The 24,968-nt window shown below is 57.5% G+C and carries 24 protein-coding genes; 16 read left to right on the plus strand and 8 right to left on the minus strand.

Translation table 11 applies throughout. From position 1 onward, the window contains the following. Window positions 1–18: 18 nt before the first annotated feature. Window positions 19–465, minus strand: a complete 447-nt coding sequence (locus PEL8287_RS16475; protein ID WP_085893540.1) for an HU family DNA-binding protein — start codon at window positions 463–465, stop codon at window positions 19–21. Window positions 466–777: 312 nt separating this feature from the next. On the opposite strand from PEL8287_RS16475, the gene PEL8287_RS16480 reads away from it, so the two are divergent. Beyond that, window positions 778–993: a hypothetical protein gene (locus PEL8287_RS16480; RefSeq protein ID WP_085893541.1), complete on the plus strand. Its 216-nt coding sequence runs from the start codon at window positions 778–780 to the stop codon at window positions 991–993. Window positions 994–1,079: 86 nt separating this feature from the next. Here the strand turns inward: PEL8287_RS16480 and lon are convergent, their stop codons facing one another. Beyond that, window positions 1,080–3,491, minus strand: coding sequence for an endopeptidase La (lon, locus tag PEL8287_RS16485; protein WP_085893542.1), 2,412 nt, complete (start codon window positions 3,489–3,491; stop codon window positions 1,080–1,082). 812 nt (window positions 3,492–4,303) lie between these two features. Here lon and PEL8287_RS16490 point away from each other — a divergent pair. Next, window positions 4,304–5,146 carry a Hint domain-containing protein gene (locus PEL8287_RS16490; protein WP_176228676.1) on the plus strand — a complete coding sequence of 281 codons (843 nt, stop codon included), beginning with the start codon at window positions 4,304–4,306 and terminating at the stop codon, window positions 5,144–5,146. Here PEL8287_RS16490 and tgt read toward each other — a convergent pair whose 3' ends face one another. Then, a complete protein-coding gene (tgt, locus tag PEL8287_RS16495; RefSeq protein WP_085893544.1) occupies window positions 5,147–6,277 on the minus strand; it encodes a tRNA guanosine(34) transglycosylase Tgt in 1,131 nt (376 codons plus the stop codon). Between the two features lie 109 nt (window positions 6,278–6,386). Here tgt and PEL8287_RS16500 point away from each other — a divergent pair, with 109 nt between their 5' ends. The 6 genes from PEL8287_RS16500 (at window position 6,387) to tpiA (ending at window position 10,809) form a co-directional block, all read left to right on the plus strand. Then, window positions 6,387–7,277: an SPFH domain-containing protein gene (locus PEL8287_RS16500; RefSeq protein WP_085893545.1), complete on the plus strand. Its 891-nt coding sequence runs from the start codon at window positions 6,387–6,389 to the stop codon at window positions 7,275–7,277. Continuing rightward, entirely contained in the window at window positions 7,277–7,555 is a 279-nt protein-coding gene (locus tag PEL8287_RS16505; protein WP_139837844.1) for an NfeD family protein, read from the plus strand. The genes PEL8287_RS16500 and PEL8287_RS16505 overlap by 1 nt, the downstream gene beginning before the upstream one ends. Window positions 7,556–7,703: 148 nt before the next feature. After that, window positions 7,704–9,101, plus strand: a complete 1,398-nt coding sequence (gene rimK / locus PEL8287_RS16510; RefSeq protein WP_085893546.1) for a 30S ribosomal protein S6--L-glutamate ligase — start codon at window positions 7,704–7,706, stop codon at window positions 9,099–9,101. Between the two features lie 165 nt (window positions 9,102–9,266). Next, window positions 9,267–9,629 (plus strand): SUF system Fe-S cluster assembly protein, encoded by a 363-nt coding sequence (locus PEL8287_RS16515; protein ID WP_085893653.1) that lies wholly within the window; start codon window positions 9,267–9,269, stop codon window positions 9,627–9,629. A 28-nt stretch (window positions 9,630–9,657) separates the two neighbouring features. Further along, entirely contained in the window at window positions 9,658–10,008 is a 351-nt protein-coding gene (locus PEL8287_RS16520) for a HesB/IscA family protein (protein WP_085893547.1), read from the plus strand. A gap of 54 nt (window positions 10,009–10,062) precedes the next feature. Next, complete coding sequence (gene tpiA / locus PEL8287_RS16525) at window positions 10,063–10,809, plus strand: triose-phosphate isomerase (RefSeq protein WP_085893548.1); 747 nt, start codon at window positions 10,063–10,065, stop codon at window positions 10,807–10,809. Window positions 10,810–10,819: 10 nt separating this feature from the next. Here the strand turns inward: tpiA and PEL8287_RS16530 are convergent, their stop codons facing one another. Continuing rightward, window positions 10,820–11,281: an Lrp/AsnC family transcriptional regulator gene (locus tag PEL8287_RS16530; RefSeq protein WP_085893549.1), complete on the minus strand. Its 462-nt coding sequence runs from the start codon at window positions 11,279–11,281 to the stop codon at window positions 10,820–10,822. A gap of 146 nt (window positions 11,282–11,427) precedes the next feature. Here PEL8287_RS16530 and cysG point away from each other — a divergent pair, with 146 nt between their 5' ends. From cysG to PEL8287_RS16560, 6 genes are all read left to right on the plus strand, one after another. After that, entirely contained in the window at window positions 11,428–12,825 is a 1,398-nt protein-coding gene (gene cysG / locus PEL8287_RS16535; protein ID WP_085893654.1) for a siroheme synthase CysG, read from the plus strand. A gap of 1 nt (window position 12,826) precedes the next feature. Continuing rightward, window positions 12,827–13,135 (plus strand): DUF2849 domain-containing protein, encoded by a 309-nt coding sequence (locus PEL8287_RS16540; protein ID WP_085893550.1) that lies wholly within the window; start codon window positions 12,827–12,829, stop codon window positions 13,133–13,135. After that, window positions 13,128–14,795, plus strand: a complete 1,668-nt coding sequence (locus PEL8287_RS16545; protein ID WP_085893551.1) for a nitrite/sulfite reductase — start codon at window positions 13,128–13,130, stop codon at window positions 14,793–14,795. The genes PEL8287_RS16540 and PEL8287_RS16545 overlap by 8 nt, the downstream gene beginning before the upstream one ends. Then, the gene (locus tag PEL8287_RS16550; protein ID WP_085893552.1) at window positions 14,782–15,516 is read left to right on the plus strand and encodes a phosphoadenylyl-sulfate reductase; all 735 of its coding nucleotides are present in this window, start codon (window positions 14,782–14,784) and stop codon (window positions 15,514–15,516) included. The genes PEL8287_RS16545 and PEL8287_RS16550 overlap by 14 nt, the downstream gene beginning before the upstream one ends. Continuing rightward, entirely contained in the window at window positions 15,513–15,920 is a 408-nt protein-coding gene (locus tag PEL8287_RS16555) for a DUF934 domain-containing protein (RefSeq protein WP_085893553.1), read from the plus strand. The genes PEL8287_RS16550 and PEL8287_RS16555 overlap by 4 nt, the downstream gene beginning before the upstream one ends. A 72-nt stretch (window positions 15,921–15,992) precedes the next feature. Next, the gene (locus PEL8287_RS16560; RefSeq protein ID WP_085893655.1) at window positions 15,993–16,841 is read left to right on the plus strand and encodes a ferredoxin--NADP reductase; all 849 of its coding nucleotides are present in this window, start codon (window positions 15,993–15,995) and stop codon (window positions 16,839–16,841) included. Window positions 16,842–16,958: 117 nt separating this feature from the next. Here PEL8287_RS16560 and PEL8287_RS16565 read toward each other — a convergent pair whose 3' ends face one another. Further along, complete coding sequence (locus PEL8287_RS16565) at window positions 16,959–17,801, minus strand: hypothetical protein (RefSeq protein ID WP_085893554.1); 843 nt, start codon at window positions 17,799–17,801, stop codon at window positions 16,959–16,961. Between the two features lie 255 nt (window positions 17,802–18,056). On the opposite strand from PEL8287_RS16565, the gene infC reads away from it, so the two are divergent. Then, window positions 18,057–18,551 carry a translation initiation factor IF-3 gene (gene infC / locus PEL8287_RS16570; protein ID WP_268877839.1) on the plus strand — a complete coding sequence of 165 codons (495 nt, stop codon included), beginning with the start codon at window positions 18,057–18,059 and terminating at the stop codon, window positions 18,549–18,551. A gap of 150 nt (window positions 18,552–18,701) precedes the next feature. Here infC and PEL8287_RS16575 read toward each other — a convergent pair whose 3' ends face one another. Beyond that, a complete protein-coding gene (locus PEL8287_RS16575) occupies window positions 18,702–21,176 on the minus strand; it encodes a penicillin acylase family protein (protein ID WP_085893556.1) in 2,475 nt (824 codons plus the stop codon). An 82-nt stretch (window positions 21,177–21,258) separates the two neighbouring features. On the opposite strand from PEL8287_RS16575, the gene PEL8287_RS16580 reads away from it, so the two are divergent. Beyond that, on the plus strand, window positions 21,259–22,131 hold the full coding sequence (locus PEL8287_RS16580; protein ID WP_085893557.1) for an NAD(P)-dependent oxidoreductase: 873 nt from the start codon (window positions 21,259–21,261) through the stop codon (window positions 22,129–22,131). A 16-nt stretch (window positions 22,132–22,147) separates the two neighbouring features. On the opposite strand, the gene PEL8287_RS16585 is transcribed toward PEL8287_RS16580, so the two are convergent. Both PEL8287_RS16585 and PEL8287_RS16590 read right to left on the minus strand, forming a co-directional pair. Continuing rightward, window positions 22,148–22,537 carry a hypothetical protein gene (locus tag PEL8287_RS16585; RefSeq protein WP_085893558.1) on the minus strand — a complete coding sequence of 130 codons (390 nt, stop codon included), beginning with the start codon at window positions 22,535–22,537 and terminating at the stop codon, window positions 22,148–22,150. Between the two features lie 72 nt (window positions 22,538–22,609). Continuing rightward, window positions 22,610–24,964 carry a TRAP transporter large permease gene (locus PEL8287_RS16590; protein WP_085893559.1) on the minus strand — a complete coding sequence of 785 codons (2,355 nt, stop codon included), beginning with the start codon at window positions 24,962–24,964 and terminating at the stop codon, window positions 22,610–22,612. Between the last annotated feature and the right edge of the window lie 4 nt (window positions 24,965–24,968).

Below are 24,968 nucleotides of genomic sequence, written 5' to 3' on the forward strand. Positions count from 1 at the left end.
GCCAGACTTAGGAATACTTTAGTCATCCGGCCTGCCAGAAACTGCCGATTTAACCCCGGCCACGCTTGGCCCAAAAGTTTTTACCTGGCGGATCTTTGCCACGATTATCCGGGCATTTTCGGTTTCTTTGGTACGGTTGTATTTCAGCTTGCCCATGGGTTGCAGGTTCAACTCGCGCCCCTCGGCCAAGGCCTCACCTAAAACGGCAAGTGCTGCTTCGATCACCGGTTTGGCAAATTTCGTTTTAATGTCTGAGCGCTCGACAACCCTATCTATCAATTCCCGTTTTTTCAGTTCAGGACTACTGACTACGGCTGTGATTTCACTGACCACCGCCGGTTTTATCGCACCAGACGATGCAGCAGGTATCGCGGCCTTGTTTCTGACCGGTTTTGCTGCCGAAAATTCATGGCCCTTGGCTCGGGCTGTCTTGGCTTTGCCCGATGCTGCTGCCCGCGTTTTCATTTCACACCTCAATTATTTCTTTTTCATGCACAGCTTAACGCCAATATGGTATCACTGCCAGCGATCAACTCCACGCCAAACGCGACCAACAGAGTGACGCGACCCTTCATCAAATTGTCAATATCGCCTGAACGATCAAATGCAAACACTCTCAGCAAAAGCCATATTTCGCGCAGTTCTTACCCCATATCCTGAACCCGATATAGGGCCCGGCATCACACATAGGTGATACATCCTTTCCCGGCGCCAATTAGACCCAGTGACTTTTCCATGCTATTATTCGGCTCATACAGGCACATTTTGGGGAGAGATATGATGAAGATCCTAAGTGTATTTGCATTAACAATTATTTTGAACACTTCTCCTTTGTTCGCGCAAAGTTACAGCGGTGATCGCGGCAGCGGCGACGGTGATCCGCGCATTCAGATGTCCACAGTTGCAGGCGAAACGGCCGGTTCATCTGCCGGTGGCGTTATAATTCCGCTGATTTTACTGGCAATTATCGCAGCCGCAGCCGCAGCCAACTAATCGAAAAAGCTATAATATATAAGATCAGTAAAAGGGGCGCTTAAGATAAAGCGCCCCTTGGAACTTTTCGAAAAAGACCCGCCGGATTAATGGGCCGTGGCGCCTGACTTTTCAGCAGTGCCTTTTAACGCAGCCTCAGCGGCGGCAGCCTCTTCGGCGGCCTCGTCCCATTCCACCGGCTCGGGCGTGCGCACCAGCGCCAGCTTCAGTACGTCGCGCACGTGATCGACCGGAATGATCTCAAGCCCCTCTTTGACATTATCGGGGATCTCAACCAGATCTTTCTCGTTGTCGCGCGGGATAAGCACGCATTTGATACCGCCCCTCAACGCTGCCAGCAACTTCTCCTTAAGCCCGCCGATGGGCAGGGCATTGCCGCGCAGCGTGACCTCGCCGGTCATGGCGATGTCCTTGCGGATCGGGATACCGGTCAGCACCGAGACAATCGATGTCACCATTGCCAGACCGGCACTGGGCCCGTCCTTCGGGGTGGCCCCTTCGGGGACGTGAACGTGGATATCCCACTTCTCAAACTGTGGCGGCTTCACCCCGATCTCGGGCGCGATCGACCGCACATAACTTGATGCCGCGTCGATCGATTCCTTCATCACGTCACCGAGCGTGCCAGTGGTCTTCATCCGGCCTTTGCCTGGCAGGCGCAACGCCTCGATGTTCAAAAGCTCTCCGCCAACACTGGTATAGGCCAGACCGGTAACAACACCCACCTGATCCCTTTCTTCAGCAAGGCCGTACTTGAACTTCTTCACGCCCAGGAACTCACCCAGATTATCCTCGGTCACGCGGATCATACCGGTTTCACCCTTGATGATCTTGGTCACCGCCTTGCGCGCCACCTTCGAGATTTCACGCTCAAGGTTCCGCACGCCCGCTTCGCGGGTGTAGTGGCGAATGATATCGGTCAGCGCGCCATCAGTCAGCTCGAACTCACCCTTTTTAAGGCCGTTGTTCTTGATCTGCTTCTCGATCAGATGTTGCTTGGCAATCTCGCGCTTTTCATCTTCGGTGTAGCCTGCCAGCGGAATGATCTCCATCCGGTCCAGCAGCGGGCCTGGCATGTTGTACGAGTTCGCCGTTGTCAGGAACATCACGTTCGACAGGTCATATTCCACTTCCATGTAGTGGTCGATGAACGTGCTGTTTTGCTCCGGATCCAGAACCTCAAGCATGGCACTTGCCGGATCTCCACGGAAATCCTGACCCATCTTGTCGATCTCATCCAACAGGATCAGCGGGTTGGTTGTCTTGGCCTTTTTCAATGCCTGAATGATCTTGCCGGGCATGGACCCGATATAGGTCCGGCGGTGGCCGCGAATTTCGCTTTCATCGCGCACGCCACCAAGGCTGATGCGGATAAATTCGCGCCCCGTGGCGCGGGCCACAGATTTACCCAACGATGTCTTGCCCACGCCCGGAGGGCCGACAAGGCACATGATCGGGCCTTTCAGCTTTTTCGAACGCTGTTGCACCGCCAGATATTCGACAATCCGCTCCTTGACCTTTTCAAGGCCATAGTGATCGGCATCCAGCACTTCCTGCGCCTTGTTCAGATCTTTCTTGACGCGGCTTTTGGTGCCCCAAGGTATCGACAACATCCAGTCCAGATAGTTGCGTACCACGGTAGCCTCGGCGCTCATCGGCGACATGTTTTTTAGCTTTTTCAGCTCGGCATCGGCCTTTTCACGCGCCTCTTTGCTCAGCTTGGTCTCGGCAATTTTCGCCTCCAGCTCGGCCAATTCGCCTTCGCCCTCTTCGCCATCGCCCAGTTCTTTCTGAATGGCCTTCATCTGCTCATTCAGATAATATTCACGCTGTGTGCGCTCCATCTGGCTTTTGACACGCGTCTTGATCTTTTTCTCGACCTGCAGAACGCTCATCTCGCCCTGCATCAGGCCGTAAATCTTCTCCAGCCGCTCGCTAACGCTCAGCGTTTCCAGCAGGTCCTGCTTCTGACCGACTTCAATACCCAGATGACCCGCCACCAGATCGGCCAGCTTAGCCGGTTCCTGAGATTCCGAGACCGCCGATAGCGCCTCCTCGGGGATATTTTTCTTTACCTTGGCGTATCTCTCGAACTCGTTCGAAACGGTACGCAGCAAGGCCTCGATGGTTGCGGAATCGCCAGGCATCTCGGTCAGATACTCAGCCTTGGCCTCAAAGAAGCTGTCGTTTTCCAGATATTCCGTGATCCGCACGCGCGCAACGCCTTCGACCAGCACTTTGACAGTGCCGTCGGGCAGCTTCAGCAGCTGCAGCACATTGGCCAGCACGCCGGCCTTGTATATGCCGTCCGCCGCCGGATCATCGACTGACGGGTCGATCTGACTGCTCAGCAGGATCTGCTTGTCATCCTGCATGACCTCTTCCAATGCCCGGACCGATTTTTCACGGCCGACAAACAGCGGCACGATCATGTGGGGGAATACCACGATATCGCGCAGCGGAAGCACTGGGTACGAGGTGTTAAGGGGTTCTTGCATGCTCAATTCCTGTTCTTGGCAAAAGGATACCGGCCCCGAATTTCAGCAGCCACGATCCTCTCCGTTTCTAGGTTGGTTATCTGGGGTCGCGGCCCACGGGTTTCAACCACAATTGGCCCACAATGCCTTGCCCCCGCCAGAGGGGCAAGCAACAATTCCATATGTTTTGGCGTAAATCCGGTACCGTTCGGCTCACGAAAAGGTTGCTGCGGCAAATGTCGCCACACAAATCCAACCGGCGGTAAAAACTACAAATTTCATCATACTAAAAATCCATCTCATACTGGTTACAAACTACACACTAAACCTGCGCGGCCCTATGCGGGTTTTCCTGACTTTCTGAAAACCACTGTAAAAACGGGCCACGCCCCCTGATCACACACCATTTTGACATAAATAGGAAACTTTAAGGCCAAAACAGACTGTTGCCATTTTCAAAACTTACGCTTGCTGGACGCAGGCACAGCTTTCAAACCAACTGGATCTGGCAAGGATTTCTACCTATAGGTAAAAGTTAGACGCAAGAAACACCTTAACGGTATATCCTTAACCAGTCCCGTCAGGAGTGCAAATTGGCAAATTTTCTGTTCGATGATTTTCCTTCAACTATGCCCGTCTCTTTATTTGCCCCGGCGACCTTTACCGGACAATTGACTGACGGCACCGACAGCGTTGCTTTCACCTACACCATTCAAAGCGGTGCATTCGCTGCAAGTCTTTCCGGCAGTCACTTAGGCTTGGTATTCCGTGGATCCGAACTCCAAGTATCGATCAATATGCTTCAAATTTCTTCAACCCCATCGGGCGCCCCGGTGTTCACGACCCTTACCACCACCCGGCCAGTCGCAGCCCCCGCCATTGGAACATTAGTTCTGGCCAGCGGCCAATTCCTATCAAATCTGTCCAACATGGGCTGGGTGGTAACAGATCGTTTTGTCACTGCAGATCTCACTGTGTCTGTACGCACCCAGAGTGGCGCTTTTACCCAACTGTCAACCCCTTCCGTGCCCTATAACGGGCTGGTTAGCGGCTTACGGTTCTCGTGGACGAACAATCCTCTGGGCGGCGGGTTCTCGGTCTTAGGGGTTATCTCAAACGGCCTTGTCTGTTTTCACGAAGGCACGCAGATTGAAACCGAAAACGGCCCCGTCGCGATCGAAACACTCACACCCGGCACACGCCTGCGCACGTCAGATGGTGCACTGACCACGCTGAAATGGCTGGGCTGTCAGCAGGTGGATGCCATACTCACCCATCCGACCAAAACTTACCCCGTGCGCATTTCAGCCGGGGCTTTGGGCAACGGTCTGCCACAGCAAGACCTGCTGGTCTCGGCCGAGCACGCGTTGGAAATCGACGGCTACCTGATCAACGCCGGTGCGCTGATCAACTGCACCACCATTACCCAAGACCTGCGCAAACGCGCCGACAGCTATACCTACTATCACATCGACACCGGTACGCATGAATTGATTCTGGCCGAAGGCATCGCCAGCGAAACCTACATTGACTACGCCGCGCGCGAGGCATTTGATAATGCTGACAAAGCCAAAGCAACGACGATAGCCGAAATGCCCCTGCCCCGGATCAGCAGCGCGCGTCTGGTACCCGCCCATATCCGTAACCGTCTGGCACCACGTATCGCGGCCGAATAGTCAAAGCGGTTCGATATCGCCTTCGCTGCGCTGTGCATGGAAATCGCTCTGGAACGCCCCAAACGTGCCCGCTGCAATTGCTTCACGCATGCTCTGCATCAATTCCTGATAGTAATGCAGGTTGTGCCATGTCAGCAGCATCCCACTGATCATCTCTTGCGCCCGAAACACATGATGCAGATAAGCACGGCTGTAGTTCCGGCACGCCGGGCATGTGCAGGCCTCGTCCAAGGGCCGCGGATCATCCGCATGGCGGGCGTTTTTGATGTTCACCTGGCCGCGCCGGGTCCAGGCCTGCCCCGTGCGCCCCGAACGCGAAGGCAGCACGCAATCCATCATGTCGATACCCCGCGCCACCGCGCCCACGATATCATCGGGCTTGCCCACGCCCATCAGGTACCGCGGCTTGTCCTGCGGCAGAAATCCGGGTGCATAATCCAGCACACCAAACATCGCCTCCTGCCCCTCGCCCACGGCCAGACCACCCACCGCATAGCCGTCAAAGCCGATATCAACCAGCGCCTCGGCACTTTCCTCGCGCAAATCAGGCGTCACGCCCCCCTGCATGATCCCAAACAGCGCATGCCCTGGCCGATCGCCAAAGGCATCCTTTGACCGTTCCGCCCACCGCATCGACAACCGCATGCTTTCCGCCACCGCCTGATCCGTTGCGGGCAAGGCGGGGCATTCATCAAAACACATCACGATATCGCTGCCCAGCAGGCGCTGAATCTCCATCGAGCGTTCCGGTGTCAATTCATGCCTGGATCCGTCAATATGGGATTTAAAGGTCACGCCCTTTTCGGTCAGCTTGCGCAGATCGGCCAAGCTCATCACCTGAAACCCGCCACTATCGGTCAGAATTGGCCGCTCCCAGTTCATGAACCGGTGCAGCCCGCCCAGCTGGGCAATCCTTTCGGCCCCCGGCCGCAGCATCAGATGATAGGTATTGCCCAGCAGAATATCCGCCCCGGTCTCGGCCACGCTTTCCGGCATCATCGCCTTGACAGTCGCCGCCGTGCCCACCGGCATGAAGGCTGGCGTGCGAATATCGCCCCTTGTCGTGCGGATCACACCTGTTCTGGCTTTGCCATCTGTTCCCAGTTTTTCAAAAGTGATCCGCCTGGTCATTTTGCACCTTTTTGCTTTTGCCCCTCCTTAAAGCGGTTTACCCTGCCTTGTAAAATAGCAAGGCAACACCAGCACGCATACCATTGCATACATTCACAAGGGGACATAAATGCCCGAAGAACTGATCCTCGAGTTTTTCTCGTCAAATCTGATCTATCTGTTGCTCGCACTACTTCTGGTCGTGGTCGTCTTCAAGGCGGTCAAGATTGTCCCCCAGTCCGAACAGCATGTCGTCGAACGCTTTGGCCGTCTGCATTCCGTGCTCAAACCGGGCATCAACATGATCGTTCCATTTCTTGACAAGGTCGCGCACCGCATCTCCATTCTCGAACGTCAGTTGCCCACCGCAAGTCAGGACGCCATCACAAAGGACAACGTGCTGGTTCAGGTCGACACTTCAGTGTTTTACCGTATTACTGAACCGGAAAAGACCGTCTACCGCATCCGCGACGTGGACGGGGCCATCGCCACGACGGTGGCCGGGATCGTACGCGCCGAGATTGGCAAGATGGATCTGGACGAAGTGCAATCCAACCGAAACGAACTGATTACCACCATCAAGGTACTTGTTGAAGACGCTGTCGATGATTGGGGCATCGAAGTGACCCGCGCCGAAATTCTGGACGTGAATCTCGATCAGGCCACCCGCGACGCGATGCTACAACAACTCAACGCCGAGCGTGCACGTCGCGCACAGGTGACCGAGGCCGAGGGCCATAAGCGCGCGGTCGAACTTAATGCCGACGCCGAATTATACGCCGCCGAACAAACCGCCAAGGCCCGTCGCGTGCAGGCCGATGCCGAGGCTTACGCCACCGGTGTTGTTGCCGCCGCCATCGCCGATCACGGGCTTGAGGCCGCGCAATATCAGGTCGCGCTGAAACAGGTCGAGGCGCTGACTGCCCTTGGCAACAGCCCTTCGCAGCAAACCGTTATCGTGCCCGCGCACGCGCTGGAGGCCTTTGGCAATGCCTTCAACATGCTAAAGGGGAAAGCATGATGGAGACCATGGCTTTGTGGTCGCTCTGGTGGGTCTGGCTTTGTGCCGCTCTGGCTCTTGGTATTCTTGAATTGCTGGCGCCCGGCTTCATCTTTCTGGGTTTTGCCATCGGTGCCGGAATCGTTGGCTTGCTGCTGCTAATCCCGATTGTTGTCGGCCTGCCCGCCCTGCTGACGATCTTTGCCATTCTGTCCCTGATCGCCTGGCTTGGCCTGCGCCGCCTGTACCGCGCCCCGGGCGGAGAAGCCCGCGTCGTTCACGACGACATCAACGATTAAGCGATTAACCCCGCATTGCAGGAACCGACAATTAACCCCTTCCCTATGTCGCTCGCACCCGATAACCCGGCGCCCTTGAAGCTGCCGCGTCTATCGTCATGATGAACAACACGTGATACCGCACTGAAGTGACCTGAAGGAAACGCACATGACCGATGACAGCACCCCACCCACCCTGCAGTTTGGCTGGGAGGAATGGATTGCGCTGCCGGATCTGGGCGTGCCTGCATTACGCGCCAAGGTCGATACCGGCGCACGCACCTCTGCCTTGCATGCCTTTGACATCGAAACCTTCGGACCGGCAGCCAAACCCAAGGTCCGCTTCACCGTGCACCCGATCCCGGGGCGCGACGATCTGGTTATTCCCTGCTCGGCGCCCATCATCGACCGGCGCGAGGTGACATCCTCGAACGGCGACAAGGAACTGCGCTATGTCATCTCCTCTACTCTGGACGTGAACGGCCAGAGCTGGCCAATCGACATTACCCTGACCAACCGGCATGGCATGGCCAGCCGCATGCTTCTGGGCCGCACCGCGCTCAAGGACCATATCTCGATCGTGGCCACCGACCGGTTCCTGCAACCCGAACTCAACTATGACGTCTACCACACCGCAAGGATGCGGCAGGCCCAGCCCAATCGGGCCCTGCGTATCGCGGTCCTCAGCCGAGAGGATAACTATTCCACCCGGCGCCTGGTCGAAGAAGGTGAAAAGCGCGGTCATACGGTGGAAGTGATCAACACCACCCGGTGTTACATGGCGATCAACGCCCTGGCCCCCGAGGTGCATTATGACGGCAAGCGCCTGCCTCGCTTTGATGCGGTGATTCCGCGCATTGGTGCCTCGATCACGCCTTACGGCGCTGCCATCATCCGGCAATTTGAAACCATCGGCACCTATTGTGTGAATGGTAGCGCAGGCATTACCGCCAGTCGTGACAAGCTGTATGCTCATCAGCTCATGGCACGGGCCAAGATCGGCATGCCCAACACTGCCTTTGCCGCCTCGCCCCGCGATACCGGCAACATAATCGGCCTTGTGGGGACCGCACCCCTGATCGTGAAACTCCTGGAATCGACACAGGGCAAGGGCGTCGTGCTGGCCGAAACCCGAAAAGCGGCCGAGTCGGTGATAGATGCCTTTCGCGGCCTGAAAGCCAACTTTCTGGTGCAGGATTTCGTCAAAGAGGCGGCAGGCGAAGATATTCGTTGTCTGGTGATTGGCGGCAAGGTTGTGGCCTCGATGAAACGCACCGGGGCCGAGGGGGATTTCCGCTCGAACCTCCACCGTGGTGGCTCTGCCAAATCCGTACGCATTTCCAAGGTCGAGCGAGACACCGCCGTGCTTGCGGCCAAGGTGTTTGATCTCAACATGGCCGGCGTCGACCTGCTGCGCTCCGAGGCCGGGCCGAAAGTGCTCGAAGTCAATTCCTCGCCGGGATTTGAGGGGATTGAGACGTCAACCGGCAAGAACATCGTCGGCGCACTCTACGAACAGATAGAATCCCGCGTCCGCCCCGCCCCGATCCGACGCCGCAAAACTTGAGGTCCTTGCCTGGCATTCCGCCCCGGGTGCAAAGAGATGCAACGCCTGACGGCAGTAAATTTATCCTCGGCACCGAAACGTACAGATCCTACATCTTCTGCGCTACTGGACGCGGGGCCACTTAAATCCTATATGTTTGGTCAGGATAATCTGCAGGACCCGATAATGAACAACAGTCCCGAACCTCTTGAAGGCGCCCCGCTGATCGCACCATCCACCACTGATCACCCGCTTTATGATCAGGTGGTTGAGGCCTGTCGCTCGGTCTATGACCCCGAGATTCCGGTCAATATCTATGATCTTGGGTTGATTTACACCATTGATATAGATGATGAAAACTCTGTGAAGGTGTCAATGAGCCTAACCGCTCCAGGCTGCCCTGTCGCCGGCGAAATGCCTGGTTGGGTGGCCGAAGCGATCGAGCCATTGGCAGGCGTCAAGCAGGTGGAAGTGCAGCTGGTGTGGGAACCGCCATGGGGCATGGACATGATGAGCGACGAAGCACGTCTTGAACTGGGTTTCATGTAACTAATCAAAGGATTGAAGGGCAAAGCTTATGTTTGGCATTCCCGGAAAACAGGCTGTGACCATAACCCCGGCCGCGGCGGCGCAGATTGCAAAACTGATGACGAAAGACGGCCATCAGGGTCTGCGTATTGGCGTCAAGAAAGGCGGCTGTGCGGGTATGGAGTACACAATGGAATATGTGACCGAAGTGGATCCACTTGACGAGGTTGTCGAACAGGACGGCGCCCGTGTGATGATTGCGCCCATGGCCCAGATGTTCCTGTTTGGCACCGAGATAGACTATCAGGTGTCTCTGCTCGAATCTGGATTTTGCTTTAACAACCCAAACGTGACTGAAGCCTGCGGATGCGGGGAATCAATCAAGTTTGAGGGTATGTGAAGTTTTCCCTTTAAGCTACTGATAAAAATAATAATTTAAATTGGAACCTGTTGAATGAGACGCAAGCTCGCCGCCGGCAACTGGAAAATGAACGGGTTGCGCGCCGCCCTGTCAGAACTTCAGGCACTGGCCAGGGCCCACCCCGATCCGTCCGTCGACATCCTTGTCTGCCCCCCGGCAACACTGATTGTGCAAGCTGCGGCATTGGTTGCCGACAGTCCCATACAGATCGGCGGTCAGGATTGCCACCCGCAGGACTTCGGCGCTCACACCGGTGACATTTCAGCGCCGATGATCCAGGATTCCGGCGCCACATCTGTGATCCTTGGGCACTCGGAACGGCGGGAAAACCACAATGAATCCAGCGCTTTAATTCGTGAAAAAGCGCGCACTGCACACGCCACCGGGCTGATCTCGGTGATTTGCCTGGGCGAATCTCTGGCTCAGCGTGAGGCTGCCAATACACTGGACATTATCGCTGGTCAGCTATCCACCTCGGTCCCGGACACCGCCACCGGCCTGAACACTGTGGTCGCATACGAACCGATCTGGGCCATCGGCACGGGGCTGACCCCCAGCACGGATCAGATAGGTGAAGTGCACGATTTCATCCGCACCCGCCTGGAAAAAAGGTTCGGCTCGGGCGTAGGCCTGTCGATCCGGTTGCTCTATGGCGGTTCGGTCAAGCCCGACAATGCCGCCGATATTTTTGCCGTTTCCAATGTCGATGGTGCTCTGGTCGGCGGAGCCAGCCTGAAAGAGTCAGACTTTTCACCTATTATCAAGGCGCTGGAGGGTTAAGTTCACCTTCTTATAGCGGTAGCATCGTTGTCGATTTGATCTCTTCCATCGACAGCAGCGCTGTTACGTTGTGCACCTTCACCTCTGATATCAGGGCCTGATAGAACACGTCATAGGCACGGGCATTCGCCACCCGCACCTTGAGGATATAATCGATATCCCCCGCCAGCCGGTGCGCTTCCTGAACCTCGGGCCGATCCTGAAGCGCTTTCAAAAAGGCTTTTTGCCAGGTTGCGTCATGCTCGGACGTCCGGATCAGGACAAAAAAGCACGCTTCAAAACCAAGCGCCTCGGCGTCCAGCAAATAGGTTTGCTGCTTGATAACCCCGGCATCGCGCATTTTGCGAATCCGGTTCCAGACCGGCGTCTTTGAACTGCCCACGGCCTTGGCAATATCATCCAGCGACAGCCCTCCGTCCTGCTGTAGCTGCACAAGGATTTTTCGATCCAGTTCATCGAGACGAACAGACATTCCGGTTTTTCCTTTTTGCTGGAACGATCCATCTTTCGGCTATGTCAAATGGAACAAATGTTCTTATTCGCGCCGCCATATGGCGCTTTACTGGGAATATTTCCTATATTCAAGGCGAAGTCAAACCAATCGCAAAGCCGCCACCAATGAAGCATTTCCCGATCTTCCTTGCCCTTGAGGGCCGCCGCATCGTCCTGTCGGGCGGGGGAGACGCGGCCTTGGCCAAACTGCGCCTGCTGTTGAAAACCCGGGGCCACATCACGGTTTTTGCCCGCAGCCCGGCGCCGGAGATCGAAACATGGGCGACTGAAGGGCGACTGACCCTAGCCCGCCGCGCCTTTGGGCCGGGTGATGCGCTTTGTGCTGCGCTGTTTTATGCCGCCGACGAAAACCCGGTAGAAGACGCTCGCACCTCGGCACTGGCCCGCGCGGATGGCGCATTGGTAAATATCGTTGATAACCTGGCAGACAGCCAGTTTATCACCCCCGCCATCGTGGATCGTGATCCCGTGACCATAGCCATCGGTACCGAAGGCGCCGCCCCGGTTCTGGCCCGCGCCATTAAAGCTGACCTTGAGGCGCGACTGCCCGCCACCCTCGGCACTCTGGCCCGTATCGGCAAGGCCTTTCGCAAGGTGGCCGATATCCTGCCCATGGGTCGCCGGCGCCGCGATTTCTGGGCGGATTTCTATTTCAGTGCAGGCCCCCGCGCGATGGATCAGGGTGGCGAGGACGGCGTTCGGCAAACCCTTGATACCCTGCTTGCACACCATCTCGCCACGCCCGAGCGCGAAGGTCATGTCGCGTTCGTTGGTGCGGGCCCCGGCGACCCCGAACTTCTGACGTTGAAGGCCCGAAAAGCACTGGACGCCGCTGACGTGGTGATCCACGACCGTCTGGTCACGCCCGAAATCCTGGAACTGGCCCGCCGCGAGGCCACGCTGATTGACGCCGGAAAAGAAGGCTTTGGCCCCTCGATGTCACAGGATGAGATCAACCAACTGATCATCCGCCACGCCGCCAAAGGTGCGCAGGTTGTACGTTTGAAGGGCGGAGATCCCACGGTTTTTGGCCGTTTGGATGAAGAGATCGAGGCTGTGCAGGGCGCCGGGATAAGCTGGCACGTGGTGCCTGGCATCACTGCCGCCTCGGCCAGCGTTGCCAGCATCGGTCAAAGCCTGACAAAACGTGGGCGCAACGCCTCGGTACGTCTGCTGACCGGCCATGACATGAAGGGTTTTGCCGATCACGACTGGCGGACGCTTGCCCGGCCCGGAGAAGTGGCGGCGATCTACATGGGCAAGAAATCGGCCCGCTTCATTCAGGGGCGCCTGATCATGCACGGCGCCGAACGCACCACACCAATCACGTTGGTCGAAAACGCCAGCCGGCCTGATCAGCGTGTCCTGTCCACGACGCTGGAACAGTTGCCCCTTGATTTAGCCAACGCCGGCGCCACTGGCCCTGCCCTTATGCTTTTTGGTCTGGCGCCCCGTGCGGCCCAGGCCGCCCTTTTTGACAACGCTGAACAGGAGCTTGCCTGACATGCCCAAAGAATTCTCTCCAAAGGTAATCACCGCCAACGCGCTAATCGAGGGCGATGTTGTCTATCTGACCGCAGATGATCAGTGGACCCGCTGCCTGTCCGAGGCAGATGTACTCACCGACGAGGCTGACGCAGACCTGCGTCTTCTTCAGGCCGAGGCTCAGTCCGAACTAGTGGTCGGGGTCTACCTCACTGACGTAATCCCCGGCATAGATGGCCCCCAGCCTGCCCACTTCCGCGAGGATTTCCGCCGCACAGGCCCCTCGAACTACAACCACGGCAAACAAGCGGAGCTGAACAATGTATAACTACACCGAATTTGACGCGGGTTTTGTCGCCGAACGCAACATACAGTTCCGCCATCAGGTTGAACGCCGTATTGCCGGTCACCTGACCGAAGATGAATTCAAGCCGCTTCGCCTGATGAATGGCCTTTATCTGCAATTGCACGCCTATATGCTGCGCGTTGCCATTCCCTATGGCACACTTGATGCTGCCAAGATGCGCCAGCTGGCTTTTATCGCTGACCGTTGGGACAAGGGCTATGGCCACTTCACCACCCGGCAGAACATTCAGTACAACTGGCCGAAACTGTCGGATGTTCCCGATATGCTGGATGCGCTGGCCAAGGTGGACATGCACGCCATACAGACCTCGGGCAACACCATTCGCAATGTGACCGCCGACCATTTCGCAGGTGCTGCCGCCGATGAAGTGGCCGATCCGCGCCCCGTGGCCGAATTGCTGCGGCAATGGTCGACCGATCATCCTGAATTCCAGTTCCTGCCGCGCAAATTCAAGATTGCCGTCACAGGCTCGGAAAATGACCGCGCCGTGATCAAGGCCCATGATATCGGCTTGCAGATCGTTGAACGGAACGGTGAAATCGGTTACCGCGTCATCGTCGGCGGTGGCCTCGGCCGTACCCCGATGATCGGCAAGGTAATCAATGACTTCGTGGCGCAAGAAGACCTGCTGCCGTATGTTGAGGCTGTGGTCAGCGTTTGGAACCTGCTGGGTCGTCGCGACAATAAATACAAGGCTCGTATCAAGATCACCGTGCACGAGCACGGCATTGATGACATCCGCGCCCGCGTCGAGGAACGTTTCAACATCATCCGCCCCAGCTTTGGCGGGATCGACCAGAAACTGTTCGCTGAAATCAAAGCTGCCTTTGCAGCACCTGAGTTCCGCGACACCCCCACGGCGCTCTATGAAACGGCCTATAAAACCGATCCGATTTTCCGCTCCTGGGCCGATACCAATCTGGCTGAACACCGCGCCCCCGGGTATGCGATTGTTCAGATCAGCCTCAAGGCGCATGGCGAAACACCGGGAGATGCCTCGGCTGAACAGATGCGTGTAATGGCCGATCTGGCCGAGCGCTATGGTCATGACGAACTGCGCATCAGCCACGAGCAGAATGTAATCCTGCCGCATGTGCACAAATCCGACCTGCCCGCGATCCACGGCATCCTGAAAAAGCACGGGCTGGCCACCGCCAATATCGGGCTGATCAGCGATATCATCGCCTGCCCCGGCATGGATTACTGCGCGCTTGCCACTGCCCGCTCGATCCCCATCGCGCAAGAGATTGCCACGCGATTTGACGAACTGAAGCTGGAACACGAAATCGGCGACATGAAGATCAAGATCTCGGGCTGCATTAACGCCTGTGGTCACCACCATGTGGGACATATCGGTATCCTTGGCCTGGATCGCGCGGGCGTGGAAAACTATCAGATCACGCTGGGTGGCGATCACACCGAAAACGCCCGCGTGGGTGACCGTACCGGCCCGGGTTTTTCGGCTGATGATATCGTCCCGGCGATTGAACGGATTGTTTATGCCTATCTCGATCTTCGCAGCAGCGCAGACGAAACCTTTGCCCAGACCTATCAACGTCTGGGTCTGGCACCGTTCAAATCCGCCCTTTACGACGAGGCACAGGCCTATGCCGCACAATGACCTGACCAACCGGGTCAGAGCGCTGAACGAGCGGTATCGTCACCATTCGGCGACATCGGTACTGCAGCACGCCCTGAGTGACCCCGAAGCCGGAAAACTGGCACTTGTGTCCAGTTTCGGGGCGGAATCCGTGGTGCTTTTGCATATGGTTTCGGTCCTTCAACGTGACACGCCGGTGATCTTTATCGACACCGAGATGCTGTTCACCGAAACGCTTGTGTACCAGCAGGAACTCAGCGAACGGCTGGGCCTGAGCGACCTGCGCATCCTGCATGCATCGCAATACAGCCTCAAGGCTGCGGACCCGGGGAATGACTTGCACCTAAAAGATCCCGACGCGTGCTGCACCCTGCGCAAAACCCTGCCTCTGCAGGCTGCTTTACACAGTTTCGATGGCTGGATCACCGGGCGCAAACGCTATCAGGGCAGCACACGCGCCGAGCTTGAATTCTTTGAGCTTGAGGCAGGCACGCACCGGATCAAGGTCAACCCTTTGGCCCACTGGGCGCCCGAGGATATGCGCACCTATATGGAAGAAAACCGCCTGCCGCGGCATCCGCTGGTATCCAGGGGCTACCCGTCGATCGGCTGCATGCCCTGTACCACTGCTGTAAAACCCGGCGAAGACCCGCGCGCCGGACGTTGGCGCGATTCTGAGAAAACCGAATGCGGCATTCATTTTGCAAACGGCAAAATGGTGCGAAAAGGAGTGAACGCATGACTGTGATTGTCACCGATAGCGGCTTTGGCACCGATGACTGGACCGGCACGATTGTGCCCCAGGCCGAGGCCACCGGCATGGATACCGCGATTGACCTGACCTCGGACGCCGAACCGTCGGATATCTCGGACCGGCTGGCCAGGCTGGAATTCATCCGTGTTGATTTCCCCAGTTTTGCCGACGGCCGTGGATTTACCATCGCCCGGCAATTGCGGCTGATGGGCTACAAAGGACGCCTGCGGGCACGCGGCCATGTGATCGCGGATCAATATGCCATGGCCCGCCGGTCAGGCTTTGACGAGGTCGAGATCGGCGATGATCTGGCCACACGTCAGCCCGAGGAGCAGTGGCTTTTCCGGGCCGATTGGAAGGCCCATGACTATCAGTCGCGGATGCGCGGCTGATTTCGCCCTTCACCTGACTTGAATCAAAGATTAGTAAAGGATGTCGGTTTAACCAGACCGGCAATTGGAATGATGAACGAGATCAATACCGTGACCCAAGCGACCGCCGTCAAAGTCCCCACCCTGCCCGATGCGCAGGCCGTAACCGAAGTCAAACACTGGACTGACCGGCTGTTTTCCTTCAGGGTCACGCGTCCGGGGTCTTTGCGGTTTCGCTCGGGTGAATTTGTGATGATCGGCCTGATGGGCGATCCGGACCCCAAGACTGGAAAGCAAAAACCGCTGTTGCGGGCCTATTCCATCGCGTCACCCAGCTGGGACGAGGAACTGGAGTTCTATTCGATCAAGGTTCAGGACGGCCCATTGACCAGCCGTTTGCAGCATATCCAACCCGGAGATGAGATTATTCTGCGGCCCAAACCCGTAGGCACGCTGGTGCACGATGCACTGCTGCCCGGCAAGCGCATCTGGTTCTTTGCCACAGGCACCGGGTTTGCGCCGTTTGCCAGCCTTCTGCGCGATCCGCAAACCTATGAGGATTACGACGAGGTAATCATCACCCACACCTGCCGCGAAGTGGGTGAATTGCAATACGGCGCCGAGTTGATTGAAAGCATCCGCAACGACGAGTTGCTGGCCGAACTGATTGGCGAGGGCTTTGCCGACAAGTTGCGCTATTACCCCACAACCACCCGCGAAGAGAGCCCCAAAATGGGACGAATTACCGATCTTATGCGCAGTGGCGAGGTGTTTGAGGATCTGGGGGTTGAACCGCTAAAGCCTGAAACCGACAGGGCCATGGTGTGTGGCAACCTGGCTTTCAACCTTGAGATCAAAGAGATGCTTGAAGAATACGGCCTGCGCGAAGGCGCCAACTCGGCACCGCGTGAATATGTGGTGGAAAAAGCGTTTCTCGACTAAAAGCTATTCACCATCTCTCAAAGCAAAGCCCGCGCCGAAACAACAGCGCGGGCTTTTTTTTAAAGCGCTTGGAAAACTTGCGCCTCAGTTTATTTCGAAACGCTTCAGGTAAGCAGTTTACATGCCCAGGGCCTGTTTCACGGCATCCAGGGCCGATTTCAGCAATTCAGGGTTCTCCTGCGCTTTTTTCAGTGATTCCGTCAGCAGGCCTTTTTGCAGATCACCAATATCCGCGTCCCGGATCATTTCCTTGACCTTATCCATGTCGAACCCATCAACTGTCAGCGCCTCGCTTGATGAATCAACCGGTGCGTCGGCAGCTTCTGTCGCAGTGTCGGCCGCTTCGGTGGCAGCTTCGGTTGTCGTATCAACCGCATCTGTGGCGGTCTCTGCAGCAGTATCTGCGGCCTCGGTCGCTGTTTCTGTGGCAGCGTCAGCCGCTTCGGTGGCCATATCTGTCGCGGCATCTGCCGCGTCACTGGCGGTATCCACAGCCGCATCTGCAGCCTCGGTCGCTGTGTCGGCTGCCGCCTCGACAGCGTCAGCGGTTGCATCTGTGGCCCCCTCAACGGTGTCGGTTACGGCGTCCGCGGCATCAGTGGCGGCATCTTCAGCCAGGTTCATAGCGTCGCTGGCGGTCTCTGCGGCAACATCAGCTGCCCCTTCAACCACGTCAGACGCGGCATCTGCAGCCTCTTGCGCGGTTTCCGTAACTGTGTCCACAGCGTCAGCCGCCGCATCCGTGGCGGCTTCGACGGCCTCTTCACCAGCCTCGGTAACTGTGTCGGTGGCATTTTCAACCGCTTCACCCGCAGCCTCGGCTGCTTCGCTCAGCGCTTCGGGCGCTTCGACTGAGCCGCTGACAGACTCGGTGATCTCTTCAACTGATTTTCCGGTAAACAGCATATAGCCGCCTGCCAAGACGACGATTGCTAGAATTATCCAAAGCAGGTTTCTCATATTGCTATCCTCTTGAGAATCTGGCCTAAAGCAGAATTGCCGACCGTATGATTTGTAGCAATCAGATGATTGGACATTTGAAAAGGCACAAGGGGGAAATAGCCGGATTTCGGCTCAGTTCAGCCTATTTTCGCGCTTGAAAGACCCTCTCGCCCCGTTTACCTTGCCAGTTCAAATTCGGCCAACAATTGAAGGATCAAAGCCATAGCCCGCAGACCCCACAACGCACCCCCTACGCGCGACACCGGACCCCGTATTAACGAACGTATCACCTCGGATGAAATTCGCCTCATCGGTGCCGACGGAGAAAACGCAGGAGTCGTAACCCCCGCGCGAGCAATGGAGATGGCCGACGAGGCTGGTCTTGATCTGGTTGAAATTTCCCCCAATGCCGATCCACCGGTCTGCAAGATCATGGATTTCGGCAAGTACAAGTACGAAACCCAGAAACGGGAATCCGAGGCGCGCAAGAAACAGAAAGTGATCGAGGTGAAGGAGGTGAAGTTCCGCCCCAACACCGACACCCACGATTATGACGTGAAAATGCGCAGCGTCGTGAAGTTTCTGAATAATGGCGACAAGGTCAAGGTAACGCTGCGTTTTCGCGGTCGCGAAATGGCGCACCTGGATCTGGGCCGGCAATTGCTGGAACGGGTTGCCAGTGACATTGAGAGCGTTGGCAAAGTCGAAAATATGCCCAAGATGGAAGGCCGTCAGATGATCATGATCATCGGTCCGGCCGCCAAGTAAAACCAGCCACCCGGGTTTTGTAAGCTCCGTAAGGTTTTTAAGCGGATTTATGCAAAATCTTTGAAACCCCGGACCAGGCCGCGACACCCAAAAAATCTCCGCCCCCGTGCAATTGCCCGGGGGCATTTTTTTGGGCCTCCTGCCGGGTCATTACTGCGTTGCGGGCTGCAATACTGTCACACCGACCGCCGCCGCCCGGGCCAGTTCTGGATCAAGTGACATCGGTATATATTCGCCCCGGCGCCAAAGCTGTGCCAGATCATCATAGTGACGGCTGAGAAAGTGCCCCGACTGTCCGGTCGCAGCGATAAAGACGCTGCTGTCGGGGTCGGCAAAGTCATAGACACCGCGATACCCCGCCCCGTGCACGTTCTGAAATGGCTCGGGGCCTGAGCCGCGGGTGCGCCCGCGCAGAAGTGTGTTATCGCCACCGCTGGTGGACTGGCGGATATTCACGAAATAGCGCAACACAGGCACCTCGCCCAGAACCGGGTGGTCATGGGTGGCCTGATGCGTATCCCCCCATCGCAGGCTTTCCAATGCAGTGCCGTAGTTGTCGCTGATCCAGACCAATGCATCATCCAGCGCCAGCCGGGCGATATCGGTGCAGGTTTCCACCGGCGAGGATTGTTTGACGTCACACCAGACCGCCGCACCGTCGATATCACGGTAAACGCGCTCGATGAATACCGGATCAGGGTGAGTGAACTCGTGTGCAAGCGGCCCCAGATCATCCAGGATCAACCGATCCTGCAAGGCCCGCAACCAGGCGGCATAGATCAGCGGCTCGGGCAGGTGTTCGTTCATCTCGCCATTCCACTCGGCCAACAGCTTGAGCGCGTCCTGACGTAGGCGCTCGGGTGTGCCATCGGGGGCGGATTCCCCGGTGAACCACAAATCTGCGCCGATCAGCGGCAATAGAGACCGGGCGGTGAAACTGACCGTATCCAGCTGCGCCTCGATAAAACTGTCGCGGGTGTGCACTTCGCGGTCCTGCATCAGCTTGCGCCAGCGATGCACCCGTTGGGTATCACCCCAGGCAAAGCTGACATGCAGCGGAAACGGCCGGTCCACCATCTTGTTGTTTGTATTACCCAAAAGCCCCCCCGCAGGCGCCACGAATTCAGGATTGGCCGAATAGGGGCTGATCCCCTGCCAGCGGTTTTCTGGCAACCAGCCCCGGCTGGGCATACGCCCCTGGCTTTCGTGGCGGGCAGCGCGGCGGGGCATGGCACCGACGGTTTTCATGGCAATCACATCCCGGTCAACCAATGTCAGGTTCTGCGACGGTCCAATGAAAAACCGGCCTGCATCCAGGGCCTCGGGCACTGATTTGGCGTGCATCAGGGCAATGGCTGCACTCAGGGTGGTGTCGCGGGGCGTCAGGATTGTCCACGACAGCGAGGCGACGTGGCCCGGCGGCGTCACCTCGGCCAGATTATAGTGCGAGCCCGGCAGAACCGGGCCATTTTCCGTCCAGCGTCGGGTCAGGGTCACCGGATCGGCACCCTTTATCTTGATGATAGAACGGGCTGTGCCGAAGGGTTTGAACCCGTCTGGCGTGCGATATTCTTCGGGATTTTCGGGGTTCAGCTCTTCGATATGGAGGTCCTGATCATCCATATAAGAGGATGTGATCGCCCACCCCAATTCGGCGCTACGACCAGTGAGAACCGCCGGCACACCGGGGATTGTGCCGCCAATCACCCCGCCCGACTGCAGTTCAAGCCGGGCCAGATACCAGATACCCGGCGCCTCGAACCCGAGATGAGGGTCATTCGCCAGAAGTGTGCCGCCCGAGGCCGAGCGTGCGGGCGCCGCCGCAAAGGCGTTCGACGCCCCCGCGAAGGCACGGTGCTGGAAAGGCGACAACGGGTTTGCGACCCCGGTCCCGGCATGGGCCAATTGAGTCAGATCGGAGTGCGGAAAAAGCGCCGCATATTCCGGCAGGGCCGCGATGCCGCTGCCGGGCGCCAGCGGCATGAGATCGGCCAGCCGCGTCTCATCCTGCAGCGCCAGGGAACTGCGGGCATAAAGCACTTCTTCTTCCAGATGCGGCGAAAGCTTGGCCCCCAGAAGTTTGACAATCGCAATGGAATCAGCTGGTTGCCATGGCGAAAACGGTGCGTTGAACAAAAACATCTCGGGCGCGCCCCGGCCCAAAGCCTGGTCGTTGATCTCTTGCAGCCGGGCATTGATACCTGCGGAATAGGCGTTGAGCGCGGCCATGGTTTGCGCATCCTGCACCTCGACCGACTGGCGGGCCAAACCGTAAAGGTCGTACCGGCGCAGCACCTTGTCGATGTTGAGTGTGCGGGTGCCAAACACTTCGGACAAGCGGCCCTGAACGGTGCGCCGCAGCATCGTCATCTGCCAAAGCCGGTCCTGCGCATGGGCATATCCCAATCCGAAAAATGTATCGGTGTCGTCCTGTCCGAAAATATGCGGCACATTGGCGTTGTCGCGCACAATCTCGACCGGTGCTTTCAGGCCTTCTACGGTTACCGTCCTGTCATAGTCGGGCAGAGACCGGGACAGCAGTAAATAAAGGCCGACAACAACGATCAGGGCCAGCACGATCATGCCGCCCGCTGCCCGTAGCAACCATTTGAACACCACTGCCATGCTGCTGCGCCCCGTTTTCGCTTGCATCCCGCCAAGGGGATAGTCAGAAATCTGGGGCGAGACAATGGCAAGGGGAAAGACGATGGCAAAACTGGCGTTTCTTGGGCTTGGTGTGATGGGTTATCCGATGGCGGGGCACCTTCAAGCAGCAGGCCACGATGTCTGTGTCTATAACCGCACGGCAGCCAAAGCCGAGAAATGGGTGAGCCAGCACGGCGGTCGCATGGCCCCTACCCCGCGCGAGGCAGCGAACGGTGCGGAATTCGTGATGGCCTGTGTCGGCAATGACGACGATCTGCGCGGTGTCTGTATGGGCGATGACGGCGCCTTTGCCGGAATGGCCAAAGGCGCCACGTTTGTCGATCACACCACCGTTTCAGCCAAGGTCACAGCCGAGCTGTACGAGGCGGCCCGGGCCGCTGGGCTGAATTTCGTCGACGCGCCAATTTCGGGCGGTCAGGCGGGGGCAGAAAACGGGCAGCTTTCTATCATGTGCGGCGGTGATCAGGCGGCTTATGACGCGGCTGAGCCGGTGATGAATACATACGCCAAGCTGTGTCGCCGGATTGGCGACAGCGGCGCGGGCCAGATGACCAAGATGTGCAACCAGATCGCCATTGCCGGACTGGTGCAGGGCCTGTCCGAGGCGCTTCATTTCGCCGAAAAGGCCGGGCTGGACGGGCGCGCTGTGGTCGAGGTGATCAGCCAGGGTGCCGCCGGTAGCTGGCAAATGTCGAACCGATTTGAGACCATGATTGACGACCAGTTCGAGCATGGTTTTGCCGTGGACTGGATGCGTAAGGATTTAGGCATATGCCTGTCGACCGCAGATGAAAACGGCGCCTCGTTGCCGGTGACGGCGCTTGTGGATCAGTTCTACAAGGACGTCCAGAAAATGGGCGGTGGGCGTTGGGATACCTCAAGCCTGTTCAAACGCCTGCGCAAAATGGGCTGAGCAGCCGCGCGACAGGTCAGGCGATTTCGCGGTCGCCCTTCCACCATTTCCAGCTGTCAGGGACATCGAACGCCAGCGAGATCACATCAACCAGCAGCAGGGCCAGAAGGTAGCTGCGGAAGCTCTCGGGCAATTCACCCGAGGCCAGCAGCAGGGCGATCAGCACCACAAGCGGCGTCCATATCAGCACATGGGGCACGGCCATCAATTTGGAAAAGCCCCGCTCAATCAGCATGATCACGCCATTGAGGGCCATCGCCCCGATGGCCAGCACGGCCACCACTCCCCCTGAAGGCGCCGACCAGAAGCATAAGGCAGCCAGATTCACCGGGACAAGGATCAGCGCCACCCAGATCTGCACCCAAAGCGGCATGCGGCGAAAGCTTTGCCAGATTTCAACGATCATTGGGTGCCCCTTGAGCCTGGAACAACCTGCCCCCGGGGATACCGGGGACAGAAGTGTGCAAAAAGCTGCCGATCAGTTCGGGATCAAGGCCGGAACAATGGTAACGATCGACGGGAAGAACCACAGGATCGCCAGTCCCAGAACCTGGATCAGCACAAAGGGATAGACGCCTCGATAGATATGACCGGTGGTCACCTCTTTTGGCGCCACGCCGCGCAGATAAAATAGCGCAAAGCCAAAGGGCGGCGTCAGGAACGAGGTTTGCAGGTTCACCGCAATCATGATCGTCACCCATTTGGGATCAAACGTACCGCCATAGATCACCGGGCCGACGATCGGAATGACGATGTAGATGATCTCAAGGAAATCCAGAACAAAACCCAGCACAAACAGCACCAGCATCACGATCAGGAAGACCTGGAATTCGCTATCAAAGCTTTTCAGGAATTGCTGGATGTAATGTTCGCCGCCAAAACTGATCACCACCAGGTTCAGAAGCTGCGACCCGATCAGGATGGTAAATACCATCGAGGTCACCTTGGCCGTCTCACGCACGATCGGAGTCAGTACCCCGCCAGTGAAAAGCACCCAGCACGAGAATAACAGGCCAAAGGCGGCATAAAGATACGCCGCATAGGCGATAAAGAAAGCCACCCAGGATTCGAAAGTGACCCCTTCAAGATTGATTCGCAGGTCGAAATTGATGCCCATCAGGATCGACAGGACAATCGCCAGGGTCGACCAGATTATGATGATACCCGACTTGTCCTGATCACGCAGGCGGCGATAAGCAGCCAGCATGATCGCCCCCCCTGCCCCAAGGGCTGCAGCCGGTGTCGGGTTGGTGATCCCGCCAAGGATCGACCCCAGCACAGCCACAATCAGCACAAGCGGTGGGAAAACCACTCGGATCAGCTCATTCTGCGCCAGGCGTCCGGCGCCGACGGCACAGCCATAAAGCGCCATGGCAAGCGGGATGAGCAGCATCACGATCGATACGCCCGGGCTGGTTGATGGGGCGATCAGCAGAATGTCTACCAGCAGGCCCAGCACCACACCAAGCGCCCCTATCAGCAGTGGTTTGGGCGAGGCCGAAGGTTTGATCCCCCGGGCGACTGCCAGAACAAGCGACAGCGCCACAAAGATCAGCGCCACACCGGTTCCGATCGGGGCCGCGTTGGCCTCTTTCTCGATCACGGCGGCGGCGATTTGTTCTTCGGTCAGTTTGACACTTTCCGCAAACCCGCCAGCCGCGTCAATGGCGGCAGCTTCGGCAACAGCAGCATCCCATGCCTCTTGCCCATGCAATTCGATCATTGACGCCTTGCAGCCCGGGCTGACATTGGTGCGCAACGAGGCAACGTCGCCCTGTTCGGTATAGGTATTCACAACAAGGCTTTGCGATCCGATGATGTTTACCGAAGACAGCAGCATCATGCCCGCAAACAGCGCCACAGGAACGCCCAGGAACCATGTAAAACTTTCGCTGCGGGTAATCACTTCGCCGCCACGATCGGCAAATTGTACGGCTGGTGCCTTGGACGGATTCAACAGCGCATAACCAAAGGCGTAAAGGGCATAAAGCAGCGCCAGCAAGATGCCCGGCAGTACCGCCGCCTGAAAAAGCGTGCCAACCGAAACCACCGCGGGTTCACCCAGATAGGTCAGCGCATCGGTGCAGCCCGCCTCAAGCGCGCGGTTTTCCTGCGCGACAGAATACAGATCACCCGCAAGTGTACCCAAAAGAACAATCACGATCGAAGGCGGAATGATCTGGCCAAGGGTACCCGAGGCCGCAATCACACCGGTCGCAATCTGCGGGCTATAGCCGTTGCGCAGCATGGTCGGCAGGCTCAGCAGGCCCATGGTAACCACAGTAGCCCCGACGATACCGGTTGAGGCAGCCAGAAACGCGCCCACAACCACAACTGAAACCGCCAGACCACCCGGCAGCGGGCCAAAGACGCGCGCCATGGTTGTCAGCAGGTCATTGGCGATTTTTGAGCGCTCCAGCGTGATTCCCATCAACACGAACATCAACACCGCAAGCAGCGTTTCAATTGATGCCCCCGCCAGAACGCGCTCGTTCATGCGGTTCACGATAAACGACACGTTGCGGTCCATCGCGATTTCCCAGCCGCGTTCAAACACAGGCTGGGCGATACGCGGCAGATCCGGGTATCGGAAGACCGATATGGTTTCCGGTTTGACCCCGGTGGCGACAATCGCATTGAACGCCTCGCTTGAGGTGTCAATCGCCTGATGGATCAGCAGACCGGCACTATCCAGCGCGGCAATGATCCCGAAAGAAATTATGCCCGCACCGCCGATAGCAAAGGCCACCGGAAAGCCCGAAAGAATGCCCCCGAAAAGGCACAGGAAGACGATGATCAGGCCGATCTCGACGCCATCAAGTCCCAATAGCATGTCC

This window comes from Roseovarius litorisediminis, from assembly GCF_900172295.1.
Lineage (GTDB): Bacteria > Pseudomonadota > Alphaproteobacteria > Rhodobacterales > Rhodobacteraceae > Roseovarius > Roseovarius litorisediminis.

Coding starts and splice junctions, on each gene's coding strand:
- PEL8287_RS16475 (WP_085893540.1), bottom strand. CDS start 465: ATGAAAACGCGGGCAGCAGCATCGGGCAAAGCCAAGACAGCCCGAGCC.
- PEL8287_RS16480 (WP_085893541.1), top strand. CDS start 778: ATGATGAAGATCCTAAGTGTATTTGCATTAACAATTATTTTGAACACT.
- lon (WP_085893542.1), bottom strand. CDS start 3,491: ATGCAAGAACCCCTTAACACCTCGTACCCAGTGCTTCCGCTGCGCGAT.
- tgt (WP_085893544.1), bottom strand. CDS start 6,277: ATGACCAGGCGGATCACTTTTGAAAAACTGGGAACAGATGGCAAAGCC.
- PEL8287_RS16500 (WP_085893545.1), top strand. CDS start 6,387: ATGCCCGAAGAACTGATCCTCGAGTTTTTCTCGTCAAATCTGATCTAT.
- PEL8287_RS16505 (WP_139837844.1), top strand. CDS start 7,277: ATGGAGACCATGGCTTTGTGGTCGCTCTGGTGGGTCTGGCTTTGTGCC.
- rimK (WP_085893546.1), top strand. CDS start 7,704: ATGACCGATGACAGCACCCCACCCACCCTGCAGTTTGGCTGGGAGGAA.
- PEL8287_RS16515 (WP_085893653.1), top strand. CDS start 9,267: ATGAACAACAGTCCCGAACCTCTTGAAGGCGCCCCGCTGATCGCACCA.
- PEL8287_RS16520 (WP_085893547.1), top strand. CDS start 9,658: ATGTTTGGCATTCCCGGAAAACAGGCTGTGACCATAACCCCGGCCGCG.
- tpiA (WP_085893548.1), top strand. CDS start 10,063: ATGAGACGCAAGCTCGCCGCCGGCAACTGGAAAATGAACGGGTTGCGC.
- PEL8287_RS16530 (WP_085893549.1), bottom strand. CDS start 11,281: ATGTCTGTTCGTCTCGATGAACTGGATCGAAAAATCCTTGTGCAGCTA.
- cysG (WP_085893654.1), top strand. CDS start 11,428: ATGAAGCATTTCCCGATCTTCCTTGCCCTTGAGGGCCGCCGCATCGTC.
- PEL8287_RS16540 (WP_085893550.1), top strand. CDS start 12,827: ATGCCCAAAGAATTCTCTCCAAAGGTAATCACCGCCAACGCGCTAATC.
- PEL8287_RS16545 (WP_085893551.1), top strand. CDS start 13,128: ATGTATAACTACACCGAATTTGACGCGGGTTTTGTCGCCGAACGCAAC.
- PEL8287_RS16550 (WP_085893552.1), top strand. CDS start 14,782: ATGCCGCACAATGACCTGACCAACCGGGTCAGAGCGCTGAACGAGCGG.
- PEL8287_RS16555 (WP_085893553.1), top strand. CDS start 15,513: ATGACTGTGATTGTCACCGATAGCGGCTTTGGCACCGATGACTGGACC.
- PEL8287_RS16560 (WP_085893655.1), top strand. CDS start 15,993: ATGAACGAGATCAATACCGTGACCCAAGCGACCGCCGTCAAAGTCCCC.
- PEL8287_RS16565 (WP_085893554.1), bottom strand. CDS start 17,801: ATGAGAAACCTGCTTTGGATAATTCTAGCAATCGTCGTCTTGGCAGGC.
- PEL8287_RS16575 (WP_085893556.1), bottom strand. CDS start 21,176: ATGGCAGTGGTGTTCAAATGGTTGCTACGGGCAGCGGGCGGCATGATC.
- PEL8287_RS16580 (WP_085893557.1), top strand. CDS start 21,259: ATGGCAAAACTGGCGTTTCTTGGGCTTGGTGTGATGGGTTATCCGATG.
- PEL8287_RS16585 (WP_085893558.1), bottom strand. CDS start 22,537: ATGATCGTTGAAATCTGGCAAAGCTTTCGCCGCATGCCGCTTTGGGTG.
- PEL8287_RS16590 (WP_085893559.1), bottom strand. CDS start 24,964: ATGCTATTGGGACTTGATGGCGTCGAGATCGGCCTGATCATCGTCTTC.